This window comes from Roseixanthobacter pseudopolyaromaticivorans (assembly GCF_043195145.2).
Taxonomy (GTDB): Bacteria; Pseudomonadota; Alphaproteobacteria; order Rhizobiales; family Xanthobacteraceae; genus NCEH01.
On the sequence record NZ_CM195539.1, the window covers coordinates 2,303,329 to 2,320,592 of the forward strand.

A 17,264-nucleotide genomic window follows, 5' to 3' on the forward strand; every position below is an offset into this window, starting at 1 on the left:
TCCGATCACCAGCGATAATGAGAGAAGGCACGGTTGGCTTCCGCCATCCGGTGCGTATCTTCACGCTTCTTCACCGCGTTGCCACGATTGTTCGCGGCATCGAGCAGCTCGGCGGAGAGACGCTCCACCATGGTCTTCTCGTTACGGGCACGGGCCGAGGCGATGAGCCAGCGGATCGCCAGGGTCTGGCGACGCTCGACACGCACTTCGACGGGCACCTGATAGGTGGCGCCACCGACGCGGCGGGACCGAACTTCCACGGCCGGAGCGACGTTTTCCAGCGCGGTGACGAACACCTCGACCGGATCGTGCTTGGCCTTGGACTCGACTACGTCGAGGGCGCCGTACACGATGGTTTCCGCAACCGACTTCTTGCCGTCACGCATGACGGAATTCATGAAACGGCTGAGCACGAGGCTGCCGTACTTGGCGTCCGGAATGACTTCGCGGCGCTCGGCTTTATGACGACGAGACATAGCTCAAGCTCCCCTGATCACTTCGGCCGCTTCGCGCCGTACTTCGAACGGCGCTGCTTGCGGTTCTTCACGCCCTGGGTATCCAGCACGCCGCGGAGGATGTGGTAACGCACGCCGGGAAGATCCTTGACGCGGCCGCCGCGGATCATGACCACCGAGTGCTCCTGAAGGTTATGTCCCTCACCGGGGATGTAACCGATCACTTCGTAGCTGTTGGTCAGCCGCACCTTGGCGACCTTACGAAGCGCCGAGTTCGGCTTCTTCGGGGTCGTGGTGTAAACGCGGGTGCAAACGCCGCGCTTCTGCGGGCTCGACTGAAGAGCAGGAGCCTTGTCCCGCGCCTTCTGCGCTTCCCGCGGCTTCCGGATCAGCTGGTTGATCGTCGGCATGTACGCCTTCGCCTCGTCCTGACCTGCGGCTTTCGCCGCATCCATGAATTTTGCGACCCCCTCGGGGACCGCCACGATTTAACGGCCGAGGCCGCCACAAAACAGTTTCGACGCCGAAAGGCTTTCGCCCTTCAGCGGCACCGCAAACGCCCAAGCATGGAAAGCTGAATAAACAGCTTTCCGCTTCGTTCGCGACAGAGGATCACGCCACTCCATCTCCTTGCGGAGATTGGCGCCGCGATCGTGCACCCTTGTCTCGCAGTGCTCTTCCAGGCAGCTTTTGGCTATTTGATCAGGGCGCCCCGGATACCGGGAAAGCTGCTCCGATCGCTCAGACGCGAACGTCTGCCGTGGAAGTGGAGCGTGGTGTAGCTGCAGAGTCGCTGTGCGTCAAGGGCTCGCAAGCTTCGTGACAGCTTTATTGCAGGTCTCGCCCCACTGTTTCGGCCAAATCCGCCGTCCCGGTCATATTATATTAAGACGACCCGGTCGGAGAGTTCGTTTTGGTCTCCGGGCAGCGACGGCAAATGCGGTGCAAGCAAGGTTCCGGCGTGGGTAACAGCCGCTGCGAGCCCCTCTGCCAAGGCCCCCTCGCCCGCGCGCTCCACCACCGCGTCGCACAGGGTTTTCCAGGCCTCGTGCGGGATAGCGGCCTGAGCGCCAGCGTCGGCAACGATCTCCACGAGCCGGTCGTGGGGAGCGGCGAAGATCAGCAGGCCATTGCGCGCCTCGGTCTGATGCAGGCCATGCGCATGGAAAAGGCCGAGCGCCATGTCGCGGGCCGCCTGGCGGCGGGCTGCGAGCGGAACCAGGCGGGACGCCACGACCGGGCGTGTCAACAACAGGCACAAGACGATAAAGCAGCCTGCCTGGACCGCCAGCAGCGTGACGGGCCGCATGGGCGCGAGGGCGATGATTCCCCAGGGCAAAATCAGGGCGGCCAGCGCCGCCCACATGATTCCATGGTAGGCATGCCCCACCACCGGCCGGGATGAGACGGCGACTCGGATCTCAGCCGAAGTCATGCGCTCCGCCGTCGCGATGGCTTGGGAGATTCGCTCGAGTTCCTCCGGTTGCAGAATCGGAGACTGGGGCGAGCGCGAAGAGCGCGCAGTCATGCCGGCACGCATCCTACCATCCTCCTGAGGCACCGCCGCCGCCGGACGAGCCCCCGCCGCCCGAGAAGCCGCCGCCTCCGCCCGAACTCCCGCCGCCCCAACCTCCGGAGAGCGGGCCGGGCACGAATACCCCGCGCCTGCGGCCACCCATTCCGCGCCCGCCACCGGATCCGCGTTGGATGAAATAGAGGAACAGCAGCACCATGATCACGAAGACGACAATCTGAACCCAGTCATCCTCGCTCAATCCCGCCTGCGGCTCCGCCCCCTTGGCACGCGCCTTCGCCTCCTCGGGGTCGAGATTGAGAATCTCCAGAATCGCCGCGGCGCCGGCCTCGATGCCGGCGGTCATGTTGCCGGATTTGAACGCGGGGAGGATCGCGGTGCGGATAATCGTTCCCGACACCGCGTCCGTCAGAATGCCCTCAAGGCCATAGCCCACCTCTATGCGGACCTTGCGTTCGGTCGGTGCGACGAGGAGGAGGACGCCATTATTCTTGCGCGCCTGCCCGATCTGCCAGAATCGGAAGAGCCGGTTCGCATAATCCTCGATCGATGTGCCCTGAAGCGACGGCACGGTCGCGATCACGAACTGGTCCGTCGCCTTGGCTTCCTGGGCCGCCAGCTTCGTATCGAGGCTTCGAACGGTAGAGGCATCCAGAATCCCGGCCGCATCCACCACCCGGCCGGAGAGCGGCGGAAAGGTCAGCTCGGCCCAGACCGGGGTCCCGGCGGCGAGGAGCGCGCACAGCAGGAACAGGGCCAGCCAACCTCCCGATCCCGGCGCAAACCGGCTCGCCGCCTTCAGGCTGGGCCGCAGGGCCATGGGGTGCGCTCCCACCGCCCTCAGTTGAACTTCACCTTCGGGACCTGCATCTGCTGCTCGGAGATGGTGAAGGTCTCCATGGGCTTGTTGGAGCGGTAGAGGGTCGCCGCCCAGATGGAGCCGGGGAATGTCCTCAGCTCAGTATTATAGACGCGCACAGCCTCAATATAATCGCGTCGTGCGACGGAGATGCGGTTCTCCGTGCCTTCGATCTGCGATTGAAGCGCCAGGAAGTTCTGGTTCGATTTCAAATCCGGATAGGCTTCCGACACCGCGATGAGCCGGCCGAGCGCGCCGGACAGCTGCGATTGAGCATCCTGGAACTGCTTAAACTGGGCGGGGTCGGTGATGGTGGACGCGTCCACGCGAATCGACGTCGCCTTCGCGCGCGCCTCGACCACCGAGGTCAGCACGTCCTTCTCCTGTGCGGCATACCCCTTCACCGTCTCAACCAGATTCGGGATAAGGTCGGACCGGCGCTGATACTGATTGAGCACCTCGCTCCAGGCCGCTTTCGCGCGCTCTTCCTCGGTGGGGATCGCGTTGACCCCGCATCCGGCCAGAACTAGGCCCACGAACACCATCAGTGAGGGGATTTTCACGCGGCCGGCAATTGCGCTGATGAAGGACATGACAAGCCTTTCTGGGCAGACCGCGTGATGCGGGGACCATATCAGATTTGATGACCTTGCGACGGCGCCCGCTCGCGCAGGCACGTCGCGCTATTTTCCCTTGGAGATATATCCTGGCAGGTCCTGCGCCTCGTCGAGCTGTGCCAGCTTGAGCGCGAGATCCTCCGCAAGATCGAGGCTGGTCTCGATCAGCCGCTTGCTCATGAACGTGCGGAAATACTCGCCCCACATGAATTCCTTGAACGGGGTGTCATCATCGTCGCGGAACGCGGTGCCGCGCACGCCGCGGGCCAGGGTACGCCAGGGATTGTCGGTTAGTTCCCGCACGTGGCTCGGAATACGCACATAGGGACGCCGGTTGCCGTCTGCGTCGATGGGCCAGCACATGCCCGCGTGATCCATCGCGGGCCAGAACTCTTCACTGCTCATGTGAGACCAGTCGCGGGTCGCCGAGAGGTCCTGCATCACGGTCGTAGCGCCGCACAGAAGCAGCGCACGACACAAATGGTGATGGTCGATCATATAGAGTCGGCCCTTGGGACCGATGACGCACGGCACCGGGCGTTTGCGAACCAGATCGTCCAGGTCATCCTTATCGAGGGCCGCCATCCGCTTCGCGCGTCGTGTCACCTCGGCCATGCCGAGGGTCAGCTGGGTCGGATGCAGATCATCTATCGCGATCGAGCGATTTCCCATAGCGCCCCTCTGTATATTGCGGGCCGCGCCCCGCGCGACCCGTTGCCTTGTCCCCAGAGCGAGAGGCGCGGATCAGCCCGGCGAGATCATTTGCTCGGGCCGCACCACCGCATCGAACTCCTCGTTCGTCACATAGCCGCCACCGACGGCTTCTTCGCGCAAGGTCGTGCCGTTCTTGTGCGCGGTCTTGGCGATTTTGGCCGCATTATCGTAGCCGATCTTCGGGGCAAGAGCCGTGACCAGCATCAAGGACCGCTCGAGCGCCGCCTTGATGTTGTCCTCGCGCGGCACGATGCCGACCACGCAATGCTCGGTAAAGCTGTTGGCCGCGTCCGCCATCAGCCGTACCGACTGGAGGAAGTTATAGGCCATGACCGGATTATACACGTTCAGCTCGAAATGACCCTGGCTGCCGGCGAAGGTGAGAGCCGCATTGTTGCCGAAGATCTGCACGCACACCTGAGTCATCGCCTCGCACTGCGTGGGATTGACCTTGCCCGGCATGATGGAAGAGCCAGGCTCGTTTTCCGGCAGGGACAGTTCGCCGAGACCGGAGCGCGGGCCGGAACCGAGCAGGCGGATGTCATTGGCGATCTTGAACAGCGCAGCGGCCGCCGAATTGATCGCGCCATGTGAAAACACCATGGCGTCGTGCGCCGCCAGGGCCTCGAACTTGTTGGGCGCGCTGGTGAACGGAAGGCCGGTGATTTCCGCGATCTGCTCCGCCACCTTCTCGGCAAATCCCACCGGTGCATTGAGGCCGGTGCCCACCGCCGTTCCGCCCTGGGCAAGCTGCATCAGGCCCGGCAAGGTGGATTCGAGGCGCGCGATGGCATTGCCGACCTGCTGCGCGTAGCCCGAAAACTCCTGGCCGAGCGTGAGGGGCGTCGCGTCCTGGGTGTGGGTGCGGCCGATCTTGATGATCGTGGACCATTCCTTTGCCTTCCCATCCAGCGCGGCATGAAGCGTGCTGAGGGCCGGCAGAAGGCGATGAACGATCTCTTCCGCACACGCCACGTGCATAGCCGTGGGATAGGTATCGTTCGAAGACTGGCTCATGTTCACGTGATCGTTCGGGTGAACCGGCTTCTTGGAGCCCCGCTCGCCGCCGAGAATTTCGATCGCGCGGTTCGAGATCACCTCGTTCGCATTCATGTTCGACTGGGTGCCAGACCCGGTCTGCCAGACGACGAGGGGAAAGTGGTCGTCGAGCTTGCCGTCGATCACTTCCTGGGCGGCGGTGACGATCGCGGCGCCGAGCGCCGGGTCGAGGCGGCCAAGGCCCATATTGGTCTCAGCGGCGGCGCGCTTCACGATGCCGAGCGCCCGCACGATCGGCAGGGGCTGGCGCTCCCAACCAATCTTGAAGTTGCCCAGCGACCGCTGGGCCTGGGCGCCCCAGTAGCGGTCTGCCGGCACCTCGATGGGGCCGAATGTGTCTGTCTCGGTACGGGTCGCAGTCATAATGAGGGTCCCCTGTCGCCAAAATTCTGGGAGCGACGAGGCTTCTAGCACAGCCTGTCACGAGGCCGAGTCCGCTCCGATGGTAAAATAGTTACAGAAAGGTACCCAGGGAGGGCGGTTCTCACTGGATTTGCCATAGGTTCGCCGTGGATCAGGCGTGATGTTACCTGATCGTGCTGAGGGCAGATTGACCAAGGTCTTTTCCTGCCGGAAGCTCGTGAAGCTCGGCCCGGTTTGGGGGGAACCATGCCGCTTGTCGAGGCTTGAAGTGAGCGAGATCGTGAATCTTCGGCGTGCGCGAAAAGATCGTGCACGCAGCGAGGCGCAGGCTGAGGCCGCCGAGAACCGGATACGGTTCGGACGCACCAAAGCTGAGCGGGAAGCTGAGGCCGCAGAACAGCGGATTAAAGCCCTGCGTCTTGAAGGTCATCTGCTCACGAAGAGGGAAAACACATGAAAAGCCCCGTTGTGAAAAGGTCCATCGTGATCGCCGGTCACAAAACCAGCGTGAGCCTCGAAGATGCGTTCTGGGACGCTTTGAAGGAAATCGCGAGCAGTCGCCGCCTGACATTGTCTGACCTTGTCGCGACCATCGACTCGTCGCGTACGCAGGGGAATTTGTCTTCAGCGATCCGCCTCTTCGTGCTCGATCACTACCGCGGCCATGCGGCACCCAGTCGCGCCTCAAGCTCCGTCGAGCGCGCTGGAGCAACCGGAACTCCCGTTGCGTAAGCTTGGTCGGCCTCCTATCTGACTCTCTTGTGAAGCACGCGCTGCGTTGAAACGTGGCGCGTGCCTTTCTATAACCCGCTGCCAGTCAGATGATCCGGGCCCGCATACGAGCGAGTCGTTGGAGCTTCAAGACGCAGGCGGTTTCGATTGTGGTGGACCGCCCGTGTGTGGCGCTCCAACGGGAGACGGCGGATGTCGTGGAAGAATCAGGGCGGTGGCCCATGGGGAAGCGGGCCTCGCGGTCCCTGGGGTACGGGGCCTTCCTCTTCGGGACCAACGCCGACGGACATTGAAGACCTGATCCGGCGCGGTCAGGATCGGCTAAAAAACATGCTTCCGGGGTCCCTGGGGACCAAGGGCGCCATCCTCGTGGTGGCGCTGGTCGTGGCCGGCTGGCTGCTCTCCGGTTTCTACCGGGTCGAGCCCGACGAGCAGGGCGTGGTGCTCCGCTTCGGCCGGTTTGTAGAAATCACCCAGCCGGGACTGAATTACCACCTACCCTATCCCATCGAGACAGTGATCACCCCCAAGGTGACCCGCGTGAACCGGCTCGACATCGGCATGCGCCTCACAGAGGACCCGCGCCGCGGCAGCACCGTGATGCGCGATGTGCCTGAGGAAAGCCTGATGCTGACCGGCGACGAGAATATCGTCGACGTGGACTTCGCCGTGTTCTGGGTCATCAGCAGTGCCGAGAAGTTCCTGTTTAACGTCCAGAATCCCGAGGGCACCATCAAGGCGGTCGCCGAAAGCGCCATGCGCGAAGTGATCGGTCGTACCAACATCCAGCCCATCCTCACCGGCGCGCGCCAGACGATCGAGCAGGATGTGCACGATCTCATGCAGCGCACCCTCGACAGCTATGGCGCCGGTGTGCAGATCACCCAGGTGCAGATGCAAAAGGTTGATCCGCCCTCGCAGGTCATCGACTCGTTCCGCGACGTCCAGGCCGCGCGCGCCGATGCCGAGCGCGCTCAGAACGAGGCGCAAACCTACGCCAACCGGGTGCTTCCTGAGGCGCGTGGACAGGCGGCGCAGATCGACAATGCGGCGCAAGCCTATCGCGAGCGCACCGTCGTTGAGGCCCGCGGCCAGGCCGAGCGCTTCCTCAGCATCTACGAGCAGTATGTGAAGGCGAAGGACGTGACGCGCCAGCGCATGTATTTTGAGACCATGGAGCGGGTGCTCGGCGGCATGGACAAGGTGCTGGTGGATCAGAATTCCACCGCGCGCGAAGGGGGCGTCGTGCCGGTTCTACCGCTCGGCGACATCGGACGCAGAACCACGGCGCCGCAGGGCACCACACAGCCCCAAGGAGCCGCCCGATGAAAAATCCCGTTCTCGGCGGCGTCCTTGCCGTCATCGCAGTGATCGTGCTGATCGGCCTGTATTCCTCGGCTTTCATCGTCAACCAGACCCAGCAGGCGCTGGTGCTGCGGCTGGGTGACCCCTTAACGCCCATCACCACGCCCGGCTTGCACTGGAAGATCCCCTTCATCGACAGCGTGGTCTATCTGGACAAGCGCATCCTCGATTTGGAGAATCCGTCCCAGGAGGTGATCGCCTCCGACCAGAAGCGCTTGGTCGTGGACGCTTTCGCGCGCTATCGCATCTCTAATCCGCTGCGCTTCTATCAGGCGGTGGGCACCATCGAGGGCGCCAATTCCAGGCTCGCGACCGTGCTCAACTCGTCGCTGCGGCGCGTGCTGGGCGAAAGCACCTTCACCAGCGTTGTGCGTGACGATCGCGAGGGCCTGATGCGCCGGATCGCGGAGCAGGTGAATCGCGAAGCGTCCAACTTCGGCATCGTCGTCGTTGATGTCCGCATTCGCCGCGCCGACTTGCCCGAGGCGAACAGCCAGGCGGTGTTCCAGCGCATGCAGACGGAACGTCAGCGGGAAGCTGCGGAAATTCGCGCCCAGGGTGCGGAGGCCGCCCAGCGCCTGCGGTCGCGCGCCGAGCGGGAAGCCACCATCGTGGTGGCCGAGGCGACCTCGCGCGGCGAGCAGCTGCGTGGCCAGGGCGATGCGGAACGCAACGCGATCTTCGCCGATGCCTTCGGGCGCGATCCGGATTTCTTCGCCTTCTATCGCTCGATGCAAGCTTATGAGACGAGCCTCAAGCCTGGCGACACGCGTCTTCTGGTGAGCCCGGATTCGACCTTCTTCCGCTATTTCGTCGATCCGTTCGGCAATGGCGGCAAGCCTGTGCCCACGCCTGCGGCCCCGATCGGCGGAGCCGCCGCGCCGGCTCAGCCGGCGCCCGCACGCTGATCGCGGCGCGGGGGTCGATGCGCGATCTGGTCGCCGCTCTCGGTCTGGTCCTCGTCATCGAGGGTCTTTGCCTCGCCGCCTTTCCGGCGGCGTGGCGCAGCGCCATAAAGGCGGTCCTGCAAGCGCCGGAGACGCCCGTCCGCATCGCCGGGCTCGTCGCCGGCGCGGTCGGGGTCATCCTGGTCTGGTTGGTGCGCGGATAGAGTAACAGCGCGGCCCCGCTTACGTGGCGTCGCGTTTCCGCCGCATTGGCAGGCGAGGCGTAATATCCGCCGTGGTTTGGTGCGGTTCGCCCGGTTCCCATTTGCTCCGCCCCTGAGGAGAGGCCATGTCCGCTCGCTTCATGTCCGCTCGCCTAGTGTCCGCGCTGAAGATGCCGCTGCTTGCGGTGGCCCTGGCGGCGCCGTTCGCTTGGTCTGCGCCGTCCCTCGCGGCTCCCGGCAAAGGCCCCGACACCGTCGCCGACGTGGCTGAGAAGGTCATGGACGCGGTGGTGAACATCTCCACCTCGCAGAATGTCGCTGCCTCGCGCAGTGTGCCGACCCCGCAATTGCCGCCGGGATCGCCGTTCGAGGATTTCTTCGACGAATTCTTCAAGCGTCGGCAACAGCAGGACGGCGACCAGAACGGAGAGGGCCGCGAGGGTGGGCGCGGCCGCAAGGTCTCCTCGCTTGGCTCCGGCTTCGTTATCGATCCGTCGGGCCTGATCGTGACCAACAATCACGTCATCGCCGACGCCGACGAGATCTATGCCAATTTCAACGACGGCTCGAAGCTCAAGGCCGAGCTGGTGGGACGCGACACCAAGACCGACCTCGCCCTGCTGCGCGTGAAGCCAGACAAGCCACTGACCTCGGTGAAATTCGGCGATTCCGACAAGATGCGGGTGGGCGACTGGGTGATGGCCATCGGCAATCCCTTCGGCCTCGGCGGCACCCTCACCGTCGGTGTGGTGTCCGCGCGCAACCGCAACATCAATGCCGGCCCCTACGACAACTTCCTCCAGACCGACGCCGCCATCAACCGCGGCAATTCCGGCGGACCGCTGTTCAACATGGATGGTGAGGTCATCGGCATCAATACGGCGATTATCTCGCCGTCGGGCGGCTCCATCGGCATCGGTTTCGCCGTGCCCGCCTCCACCGCCACGCCGGTGATCGCCCAGCTCGAACAGTTCAAGGAAGTGCGTCGCGGCTGGATTGGCGTGCGCATTCAGAGCGTCACCGACGAGATCGCCGAGAGCCTCGGCCTCGGCAAGTCGCGCGGCGCGCTGGTGGGCGGCGTCAACGATGGCGGGCCGGCGGCGAAGGCCGGCCTCAAGGCCGGCGATGTCGTGGTGCGTTTCGACGGCAAGGACGTGAAGGAAATGCGCGATCTTCCCCGTCTCGTCGCGGACACGGCGGTGGACAAGGAAGTCGATGTGGTGGTGGTGCGCAAAGGCAAGGAAGAAACCTTGCGCCTCAAAATCGCGCGCATGCCTGAGGACGAGAAGGCCGCCGCTGTCGCCAAGACCCCCACGGATGCGGTGAAACCCGAAGCGAAGAAGTCGCTCGGCCTGGAACTCGCCCCGATGAGCGATGACCTGCGCAAGCGCTTCAAAATCAAGGACACCGTCAAAGGCGTCGTGATCCTGAACGTGGACCGCAATTCCCCCGCCGCCGAGAAGGGTCTCAAGCCCGGGCAGATCGTGGTTGAGGTGGGTCAGGAAGCGGTCTCAAGCCCGGACGATGTCCAGAAGCGCGTCGACGGGCTGAAGAAGGACGGGAAGAAATCCGCCCTGCTCCTGATCTCCGACGCCGATGGGCAGGTTCAGTTCGCCGCGATCCCGCTGAACTAGCGGCCACTTTCACAAACAAAAGGCCCGGAAACACCGGGCCTTTTTTTCCGCATGAGCCGCGAACCGGCTCAGGGATGGCGGATCTCTTCCGCGGAATAACCCTGAAGATACAGCAGGGCGGTGAGATCCCCGTGATCGATGCGTGCGTGGGCCGCCTCCGCCACCTTCGGCTTGGCGTGGAACGCGACACCGAGGCCAGCCTCCCCCAGCATTCCGAGATCGTTTGCGCCATCGCCCACCGCCAGGGTCTCGGAGGGAGACAGATGAAGCCGGTCCCGCAGCTCGACGAGGGATGCGGTCTTGGCGTCGCGGCCGAGAATCGGCTCCTCCACGAGGCCTGAGAACTGGTCCGCCTCGATCAGCAGGCGATTGGCACGGTTCTCGTCAAATCCCAGCATGCCCGCGACCGCATCGGTGAACAGGGTGAACCCACCGGAAACGAGCGCCGTATAGGCTCCGTTCGCCTTCATGGTGGCGACCAATTCCGCGCCGCCCGGCGTCAAGGAAATGCGGCTGCGCAAAACCTCGTCCACCACCTGCGCCGGCAAGCCTTTCAACAAGGCCACACGCTCGCGCAGTGCCGGTTCAAATGCGATCTCGCCGCGCATCGCCCGTTCGGTGATCGCAGCCACGTGCGCCTTGATGCCGATGACGTCCGCGAGTTCATCAATGCACTCTTGGCCGATCATGGTGGAATCCATGTCGGCGATGAACAATCTCTTGCGCCGCGCCGCGGCGAGCTGCACCACCACGTCGATCGGCGCGCCGGCAAGGGCGGCGCGCACGCCATCGGCAAGAAGGCGGGTATCTGCCCCAAGTTCAGGATCGAACGGAATGTCCACGGCCACCTCGGCCGCGAGGATGCGCTCTTCCTCCGCGCCGGGCAGGACGGACCGCGCGGCGTGAATCATGTCGCGCGTTAAGGTGGCGTGAGAAGGATTTGCGATAAGTGTCGCGACATACACCATGGTCTGTCCAATGAGGAAAGCTTGAAACCGTCAGCGGTGCTCATCGCAGGTCCAACGGCCAGCGGCAAGTCCGCGGTGGCGCTGGCTCTCGCCGAGCGCACGGGCGGCGTGGTGATCAATGCGGATTCGATGCAGGTATACCGCGATCTGCGAATCCTCACCGCGCGGCCCAGCGCCGAGGAGGAGGCTCGCGCCGACCACCGGCTTTACGGCCATGCTGACGCGATGGACGATTATTCCGTGGGCCGCTGGCTCGGCGATGTGATCGCCGCCATAGGGGCGACGCGGGCGGTGGATCGGCTGCCGATCGTCATCGGCGGCACTGGCCTGTATTTTCGGGCCCTGACCCAAGGCCTTGTCGCCATTCCGCCGATCCCGGCAGAGATGCGGATGGCGATCCGGACCATGGCGGAAGGCGAGAGCGCGCACGTGCTGCACAGCCGCCTTGCCACGCTGGATCCCGAAACCGCGTTCCGCCTGGCGCCCAACGATCGTCAGCGCATCCTACGCGCGCTCGAAGTTGTTGAAGCGACGGGGAAGTCGCTCAGCGCGTGGCAGCGCTCTATCCAGCCGCCCGCCCTGCCCCCGGAGGGGCTGGTGAAGCGGGTGCTTCAGCTGGATCGAGACATTCTGCGGCGCCAGATCGACCGGCGCTTCGAGGTGATGATGGAGGGCGGTGCCCTGGAAGAGGTCGAACGGCTCGCCGAACGCCGGCTGCCTGCCGACCGGCCGCTCCTCAAGGCCTGCGGCGTGCCCGCGATGATGCGGCATCTCGCCGGCGATATCTCCCGTTCCCAAGCGGTTACGGAGGGCCAGACCGACACCCGCCGCTATGCCAAGCGGCAGGAGACTTGGTTTCGCCACCAGATGGCGGAGTGGCCGCACACGACTCCCTATGAGGCTCTGGAAGACCTGATGGGTGAGATTGCCGCCTGAACGTTTCAGGCCGCCGCAAGCCCCCTGCGTGCCGGTGCCGCCCCGGCCAAGCGAATCCACGCGGCCGCAAGCGCCAAAAACAGGAAGCCTATGGGCCCATGGGGGCTGGCGTGCGACGTCTGGATCTCCCAACCGAACGCAATCAGCAGAATAAGGGAGGGCCATGGGGCCCGGCGCGTGAGGTGGAGGGCAAGGGCGACGCTCACCGCGGCGAGAAGGACCATCCAGGAGCCCGTGAGGCTGATGACGGACCCGACACCGCCGACCCACGGATCCACCCAATCTTCATTGAGCAGCGCGATCGCGCCCTGGGCTTGCTCTGGCGTCAGTTTTCCCGCCGCGCGCATGGCGTCGATGTTCAGCATGCTGCGGCCGAGCCCGATGCCGCCGATGGAATCAAGCGCCGTGTAGCAGATCAAAAATATGAAGGTGGCGACGCGCGACACCCAGGCCGCGAGACAGGCGAGGCCCTCCTCAATCCCCTCCACAGCCATCCATAATCCCACCGACACCAGCCCCAGCATGGGAAGCTGGATCATGTGCATGGTGAACCACCAGGTCGGCCCGAAATAACCAAGCGCCCAGTAGCGCGGATCAAACGGCTGGGACGTACAAAGATAGGCATACATGCCGGGACTCCTCGTGAAGCCCGACGGATGGAAAAGCTCGGCGCTGGCAAGAATAAGCGGCGCCACGACAAGGCACACCCACCATAGAATACCCTTGATTTTCGCATTCATGTCCCACCCCCATGCTCGCCGCTCAGCTTAGCTGATCGGGGGGAGAGCGGGAACGGACAGCGAAGGGGGTTAGCCGGCGAGTCTGGACTTGGGGGGTGACACTTTCGTGCCGGATTGTTTGCCGGCCCGGACGGTCTTTGCAGACGGAAACAGCGTCTGTCGCACCGCCGCCGCCAGAGCCAGCGACAAACCGGCGGCCAGCACCCAGCCGGCGGGGCTAACCCCAAGCTGCGGCTGAAAATTCGCTGCCGCAACCAGCCAGGGGTCCACGCCGGTGAGCACCCCGTACCATGCCACTTCGCCAAGCGCCGTCAGCGCGGCGCTAACAATCGTTACGGCGGCGAAAGCCATTGGCCCGACACGATTCGTGAAGTGGAAGACGATGCGATAGGCGAACAGCACGATCAGCAGGCCGCCCATCATGACGGCCTCGGTCACGTCCAGCTTCGACTGGATCAGAAAATGAGCAATGGCAAGGATTGCAACGGCATAGACGCTGGCATGCAGCGCATTCCAACGCTTCGCCCCCATGCGGCGAATGATGCGGTCAAAGGATGTTCCGCCAAGCGCCAGCAGCAAGGCAACCGCCACCGCCCCGATGGTGAGATAGAAGCGCAAGACGATCTCACGCCCTGCCGCCGTGAAGCTATAGCCTTGATCGGCCACGAACAATCCGAGATGCAAGGCGGCATAGAAGAGGGCCGCAAGACCGAGATTGCGGCGTGCCAGTACCAGCTTCGGCCATTGGAAGAGGCGTCGCACGGGGGTGACGGCGAGGCTCACCAGTAGGAAACGCACGGCCCACAGGCCGGTGAAATGGATCGCTGCCGCGACCGGCCGCCCGCCAAGGTCCCCCGCCAGCGCCCAGCCCGCCAGCCAGAGTACCGGCACCACCGCTCCAAGAAGAGAGAGGGTGAGTTCCGGGCTGAATTTGCCATTACGTTCGTGAAACAGGGCCATGGGGCGTATTCTCTCGCTATCGCTCAAGATACGCAAAGCGAGGCGCCAAAGTTACGGCAAGGCGTTACACAAGGCCGTGAAGCCGCACATCATACGGCAACGGGGGCCTTGATGGCAGGGTGCGGATTATATCCCTCGATCGCCACGTCTTCATAGCGGAACGCGAAGATATCACGCACCCGCGGGTTCAGCACCAGACGCGGGAGGGGGCGGAGGGGACGGGACAATTGCTCCTGCGCCTGCTCCACATGGTTGGAATAGAGGTGAACATCACCGAACGTATGAACGAAATCGCCAGCTTTCAAGCCCGCTACCTGCGCGACCATCGCCGTCAATAGAGCGTAGGATGCAATATTGAAAGGAACGCCAAGAAAAACGTCGGCAGAGCGCTGGTACATCTGGCAAGAAAGTTTGCCATCCGCGACATAAAACTGAAAGAGGCAATGGCACGGCGGCAGAGCCATCTTCGGCACGTCTGACGGATTCCATGCGGTTACGATCAAGCGCCGAGAATCCGGATTGCGCTTAATGTCGGAGACCACTTGGGCGATCTGGTCGATCACGCCCCCTTCCGGGGTCGGCCAGGAGCGCCACTGATGGCCGTAAACGGGGCCGAGATCGCCGTTTGCATCCGCCCATTCGTCCCAGATGGAAACGCCGTTTTCCTTGAGATATCTGATGTTTGTGTCGCCAGCCAAAAACCAGAGCAACTCATGCACGATGGATTTGAGGTGCAGTTTCTTGGTGGTAACCAGGGGAAAGCCCTCGGCTAGGTCGAAGCGCATCTGGTGACCGAACACGGAGAGCGTGCCGGTGCCGGTGCGGTCCTCCTTGCGGACGCCCTCGCTCAAAATGCGCAGAAGAAGGTCGTGGTACTGGCGCATCTCAGCACTTCTCCGTCCCAATTCCGCGCTTCTCCGTAAGATTTATGCACTTCACCAGGAAATGTCATGGGCGCCGGCCGTGAAGCCACCTGCCGACCCACACAAATTCGTGTTGCAACGCAATATGCGCGGCGACTGGCTGCTGCGTCGCAGCGTTGACATGGATCAAATCCCTCCCCACTGTGGACGCATTCCAAGGGGAGCCCCGCGAGGGGGCTGAGAGATCGCCTTCCGGATTGATCGTCATGATCACCGGCGCCGCGATGACCCTTCGAACCTGATCCGGGTCATGCCGGCGAAGGGATCGGAATAGGCCACCGGCGCGATTCGCCCCGCGAATTCCACCCGGAGCCACCCCGTCTCCTAAGCTCGAATCCCCGGATCTCATTTGAAGCGCGAGCTTAAAGGAGATCCGTATGCTCGATGAAGCCTCCACCTCATCCCTGAAGGTGACGACAGGCCCCCTGCTCCAGTCCCGCAAGGTATTCGTGCCAGCCACCCGTCCCGACGTACAGGTGGCGATGCGGGAGGTCAGCCTGTCCGATCCCGCCGAACGCCCGGTGCGCGTCTATGACACCTCCGGCCCCTACACCGATCCCGAGGCGCTGATCGACCTCACCAAGGGCCTGCCTGAGCTGCGCCGCAGCTGGGTGCTTGAGCGCGGCGATGTCGAGGAAGTGGAAGGCCGCGCGCAGAAGCCGGAAGACGACGGGCTGAAGCCCGGCCAGACCAGCCACCTGCCCGCCTTCGACCGCACCGGCCGCAAGCCCCTGAAGGCCAAGCCCGGCAAGCGGCCGACCCAGATGGCCTATGCGCGTGCCGGCATCATTACCGCCGAGATGGAATATGTGGCCGCGCGCGAAAATCTCGCCCGCGCCAATGGCGGCGCCCACCCGCACCACAAGGCCATGGGCCTCGGCTCGGCCATTCCCACCGATATCACGGCCGAGTTCGTGCGCGAGGAAGTGGCGCGCGGCCGGGCCATCATCCCCAACAACATCAACCATCTCGAAACCGAGCCGATGGCTATCGGCCGGAACTTCCTGGTGAAGATCAACGCCAATATCGGCAATTCGGCCGTCACCTCGGGGGTTGCCGAGGAGGTGGACAAGCTGGTGTGGGCGATCCGCTGGGGCGGCGACACGGTCATGGATCTGTCCACCGGCAAGAACATCCACACCATCCGCGAATGGATCATCCGCAATTCCCCGGTGCCCATCGGCACGGTGCCGATCTACCAAGCCCTGGAGAAGGTGAACGGGGTCGCCGAGGACCTCACCTGGGAGATCTTCCGCGACACGGTGATCGAGCAGGCCGAGCAGGGCGTGGATTATATGACCGTCCATGCCGGCGTGCGCCTCGCCTATGTGCCGCTGACCGCCAACCGCGTCACCGGCATCGTCTCGCGCGGCGGCTCGATCATGGCCAAATGGTGCCTCGCCCACCACAAGGAGAGCTTCCTCTACGAGCATTTCGAGGAATTGTGCGAGATCTTCGCCCAATATGACGTGGCCTTCTCGCTCGGCGACGGCCTGCGCCCAGGCTCCATCGCGGACGCCAACGACGCCGCCCAGTTCGCCGAGCTGGAGACCCTGGGCGAACTCACCGAAATCGCCTGGAGGCACGATTGCCAGGTGATGATCGAGGGGCCGGGCCATGTACCGCTGCACCTCATCCGCGAGAATGTGGAGAAGCAGCTGAAGGTCTGCCACGAGGCCCCCTTCTACACGCTTGGCCCGTTGGTGACCGACATCTCCCCCGGCTACGACCACATCTCCTCGGCCATCGGCGCGGCCATGATCGGCTGGTTCGGCACCGCCATGCTCTGCTACGTGACGCCCAAGGAGCATCTCGGCCTGCCCAACCGGGACGATGTGAAGACCGGCGTTATCTCCTACAAGATCGCCGCCCATGCGGCAGACCTTGCGAAAGGCCATCCGGCTGCGCGCATCCGGGACGATGCCCTTTCCCGGGCCCGCTTCTCCTTCCGCTGGCGCGACCAGTTCGCGCTCTCCCTCGATCCGGAGACGGCGGAATCCTTCCACGATGAGACCCTGCCGGCGGAGGGCGCCAAGGTGGCGCACTTCTGCTCCATGTGCGGGCCGAAATTCTGCTCCATGAAAATCTCCCAGGAGCTGAAGATCGAAGCCGGCGATATTGCCCGCGCCGAAGCCGACAACCAGGCGGCGGCGGGCATGGCGGAAATGGCGCAGAAATTCCGCGACGGCGGCGGCAAGATCTACACCCCCGCCCCCGATGTCGCGGAACCGCCCGCGGCCTGAGCGCCCGCGCCGCAAAAGAAAACCCCGCCCTTCACAGGGCGGGGTTAAAAC

Annotated in this window: 19 protein-coding genes and 1 riboswitch; of the genes, 8 read left to right on the forward strand and 11 right to left on the reverse strand. The window is 63.9% G+C overall.

Going from position 1 to position 17,264, the window contains the following annotated elements:
* Window positions 1-5 precede the first annotated feature (5 nt).
* The 7 genes from rpsG to fumC form a co-directional block, all read right to left on the reverse strand.
* A complete protein-coding gene (rpsG, locus tag V5F68_RS11150; protein WP_394014820.1) occupies window positions 6-476 on the reverse strand; it encodes a 30S ribosomal protein S7 in 471 nt (156 codons plus the stop codon).
* A gap of 17 nt (window positions 477-493) precedes the next feature.
* The gene (rpsL, locus tag V5F68_RS11155) at window positions 494-865 is read right to left on the reverse strand and encodes a 30S ribosomal protein S12 (RefSeq protein ID WP_012171083.1); all 372 of its coding nucleotides are present in this window, start codon (window positions 863-865) and stop codon (window positions 494-496) included.
* Between the two features lie 470 nt (window positions 866-1,335).
* Window positions 1,336-1,995: a TPM domain-containing protein gene (locus tag V5F68_RS11160; protein ID WP_394014821.1), complete on the reverse strand. Its 660-nt coding sequence runs from the start codon at window positions 1,993-1,995 to the stop codon at window positions 1,336-1,338.
* Window position 1,996: 1 nt separating this feature from the next.
* The gene (locus tag V5F68_RS11165; RefSeq protein ID WP_394014822.1) at window positions 1,997-2,809 is read right to left on the reverse strand and encodes a TPM domain-containing protein; all 813 of its coding nucleotides are present in this window, start codon (window positions 2,807-2,809) and stop codon (window positions 1,997-1,999) included.
* 20 nt (window positions 2,810-2,829) lie between these two features.
* Window positions 2,830-3,441, reverse strand: a complete 612-nt coding sequence (locus V5F68_RS11170; RefSeq protein WP_394014823.1) for a LemA family protein — start codon at window positions 3,439-3,441, stop codon at window positions 2,830-2,832.
* Between the two features lie 90 nt (window positions 3,442-3,531).
* Complete coding sequence (locus tag V5F68_RS11175) at window positions 3,532-4,137, reverse strand: ParB-like protein (protein WP_394014824.1); 606 nt, start codon at window positions 4,135-4,137, stop codon at window positions 3,532-3,534.
* Window positions 4,138-4,209: 72 nt separating this feature from the next.
* The gene (gene fumC, locus V5F68_RS11180) at window positions 4,210-5,601 is read right to left on the reverse strand and encodes a class II fumarate hydratase (RefSeq protein WP_394014825.1); all 1,392 of its coding nucleotides are present in this window, start codon (window positions 5,599-5,601) and stop codon (window positions 4,210-4,212) included.
* A 160-nt stretch (window positions 5,602-5,761) separates the two neighbouring features.
* On the opposite strand from fumC, the gene V5F68_RS11185 reads away from it, so the two are divergent.
* The 6 genes from V5F68_RS11185 (at window position 5,762) to V5F68_RS11210 (ending at window position 10,443) form a co-directional block, all read left to right on the forward strand.
* Window positions 5,762-6,058: a DUF4169 family protein gene (locus tag V5F68_RS11185; RefSeq protein ID WP_394015166.1), complete on the forward strand. Its 297-nt coding sequence runs from the start codon at window positions 5,762-5,764 to the stop codon at window positions 6,056-6,058.
* Window positions 6,055-6,333 (forward strand): ribbon-helix-helix domain-containing protein, encoded by a 279-nt coding sequence (locus V5F68_RS11190; RefSeq protein ID WP_348845042.1) that lies wholly within the window; start codon window positions 6,055-6,057, stop codon window positions 6,331-6,333. Before V5F68_RS11185 ends, V5F68_RS11190 begins: the two co-directional genes overlap by 4 nt.
* 192 nt (window positions 6,334-6,525) lie before the next feature.
* Window positions 6,526-7,662, forward strand: a complete 1,137-nt coding sequence (gene hflK / locus V5F68_RS11195) for an FtsH protease activity modulator HflK (protein ID WP_348845041.1) — start codon at window positions 6,526-6,528, stop codon at window positions 7,660-7,662.
* Window positions 7,659-8,606 carry a protease modulator HflC gene (hflC, locus tag V5F68_RS11200; protein WP_394014826.1) on the forward strand — a complete coding sequence of 316 codons (948 nt, stop codon included), beginning with the start codon at window positions 7,659-7,661 and terminating at the stop codon, window positions 8,604-8,606. The genes hflK and hflC overlap by 4 nt, the downstream gene beginning before the upstream one ends.
* 17 nt (window positions 8,607-8,623) lie before the next feature.
* On the forward strand, window positions 8,624-8,809 hold the full coding sequence (locus V5F68_RS11205; RefSeq protein ID WP_348845039.1) for a DUF2065 domain-containing protein: 186 nt from the start codon (window positions 8,624-8,626) through the stop codon (window positions 8,807-8,809).
* A gap of 140 nt (window positions 8,810-8,949) precedes the next feature.
* The gene (locus V5F68_RS11210) at window positions 8,950-10,443 is read left to right on the forward strand and encodes a Do family serine endopeptidase (RefSeq protein WP_394015167.1); all 1,494 of its coding nucleotides are present in this window, start codon (window positions 8,950-8,952) and stop codon (window positions 10,441-10,443) included.
* A 68-nt stretch (window positions 10,444-10,511) separates the two neighbouring features.
* Here V5F68_RS11210 and serB read toward each other — a convergent pair whose 3' ends face one another.
* A complete protein-coding gene (serB, locus tag V5F68_RS11215) occupies window positions 10,512-11,411 on the reverse strand; it encodes a phosphoserine phosphatase SerB (protein WP_394014827.1) in 900 nt (299 codons plus the stop codon).
* A gap of 21 nt (window positions 11,412-11,432) precedes the next feature.
* Between serB and miaA the strand changes: the two genes are divergently transcribed.
* Window positions 11,433-12,347, forward strand: a complete 915-nt coding sequence (miaA, locus tag V5F68_RS11220) for a tRNA (adenosine(37)-N6)-dimethylallyltransferase MiaA (RefSeq protein WP_394014828.1) — start codon at window positions 11,433-11,435, stop codon at window positions 12,345-12,347.
* A gap of 5 nt (window positions 12,348-12,352) precedes the next feature.
* On the opposite strand, the gene V5F68_RS11225 is transcribed toward miaA, so the two are convergent.
* The 3 genes from V5F68_RS11225 to V5F68_RS11235 form a co-directional block, all read right to left on the reverse strand.
* Window positions 12,353-13,087, reverse strand: a complete 735-nt coding sequence (locus V5F68_RS11225) for a hypothetical protein (RefSeq protein ID WP_394014829.1) — start codon at window positions 13,085-13,087, stop codon at window positions 12,353-12,355.
* 69 nt (window positions 13,088-13,156) lie between these two features.
* Entirely contained in the window at window positions 13,157-14,047 is an 891-nt protein-coding gene (locus tag V5F68_RS11230) for a protein-methionine-sulfoxide reductase heme-binding subunit MsrQ (RefSeq protein ID WP_394014830.1), read from the reverse strand.
* An 89-nt stretch (window positions 14,048-14,136) separates the two neighbouring features.
* Window positions 14,137-14,931, reverse strand: coding sequence for a thymidylate synthase (locus V5F68_RS11235; RefSeq protein WP_394014831.1), 795 nt, complete (start codon window positions 14,929-14,931; stop codon window positions 14,137-14,139).
* A 186-nt stretch (window positions 14,932-15,117) separates the two neighbouring features.
* A riboswitch (TPP riboswitch) is annotated at window positions 15,118-15,252 on the forward strand.
* Window positions 15,253-15,347: 95 nt separating this feature from the next.
* Here V5F68_RS11235 and thiC point away from each other — a divergent pair.
* On the forward strand, window positions 15,348-17,213 hold the full coding sequence (thiC, locus tag V5F68_RS11240; protein ID WP_394014832.1) for a phosphomethylpyrimidine synthase ThiC: 1,866 nt from the start codon (window positions 15,348-15,350) through the stop codon (window positions 17,211-17,213).
* Window positions 17,214-17,264: the final 51 nt, after the last annotated feature.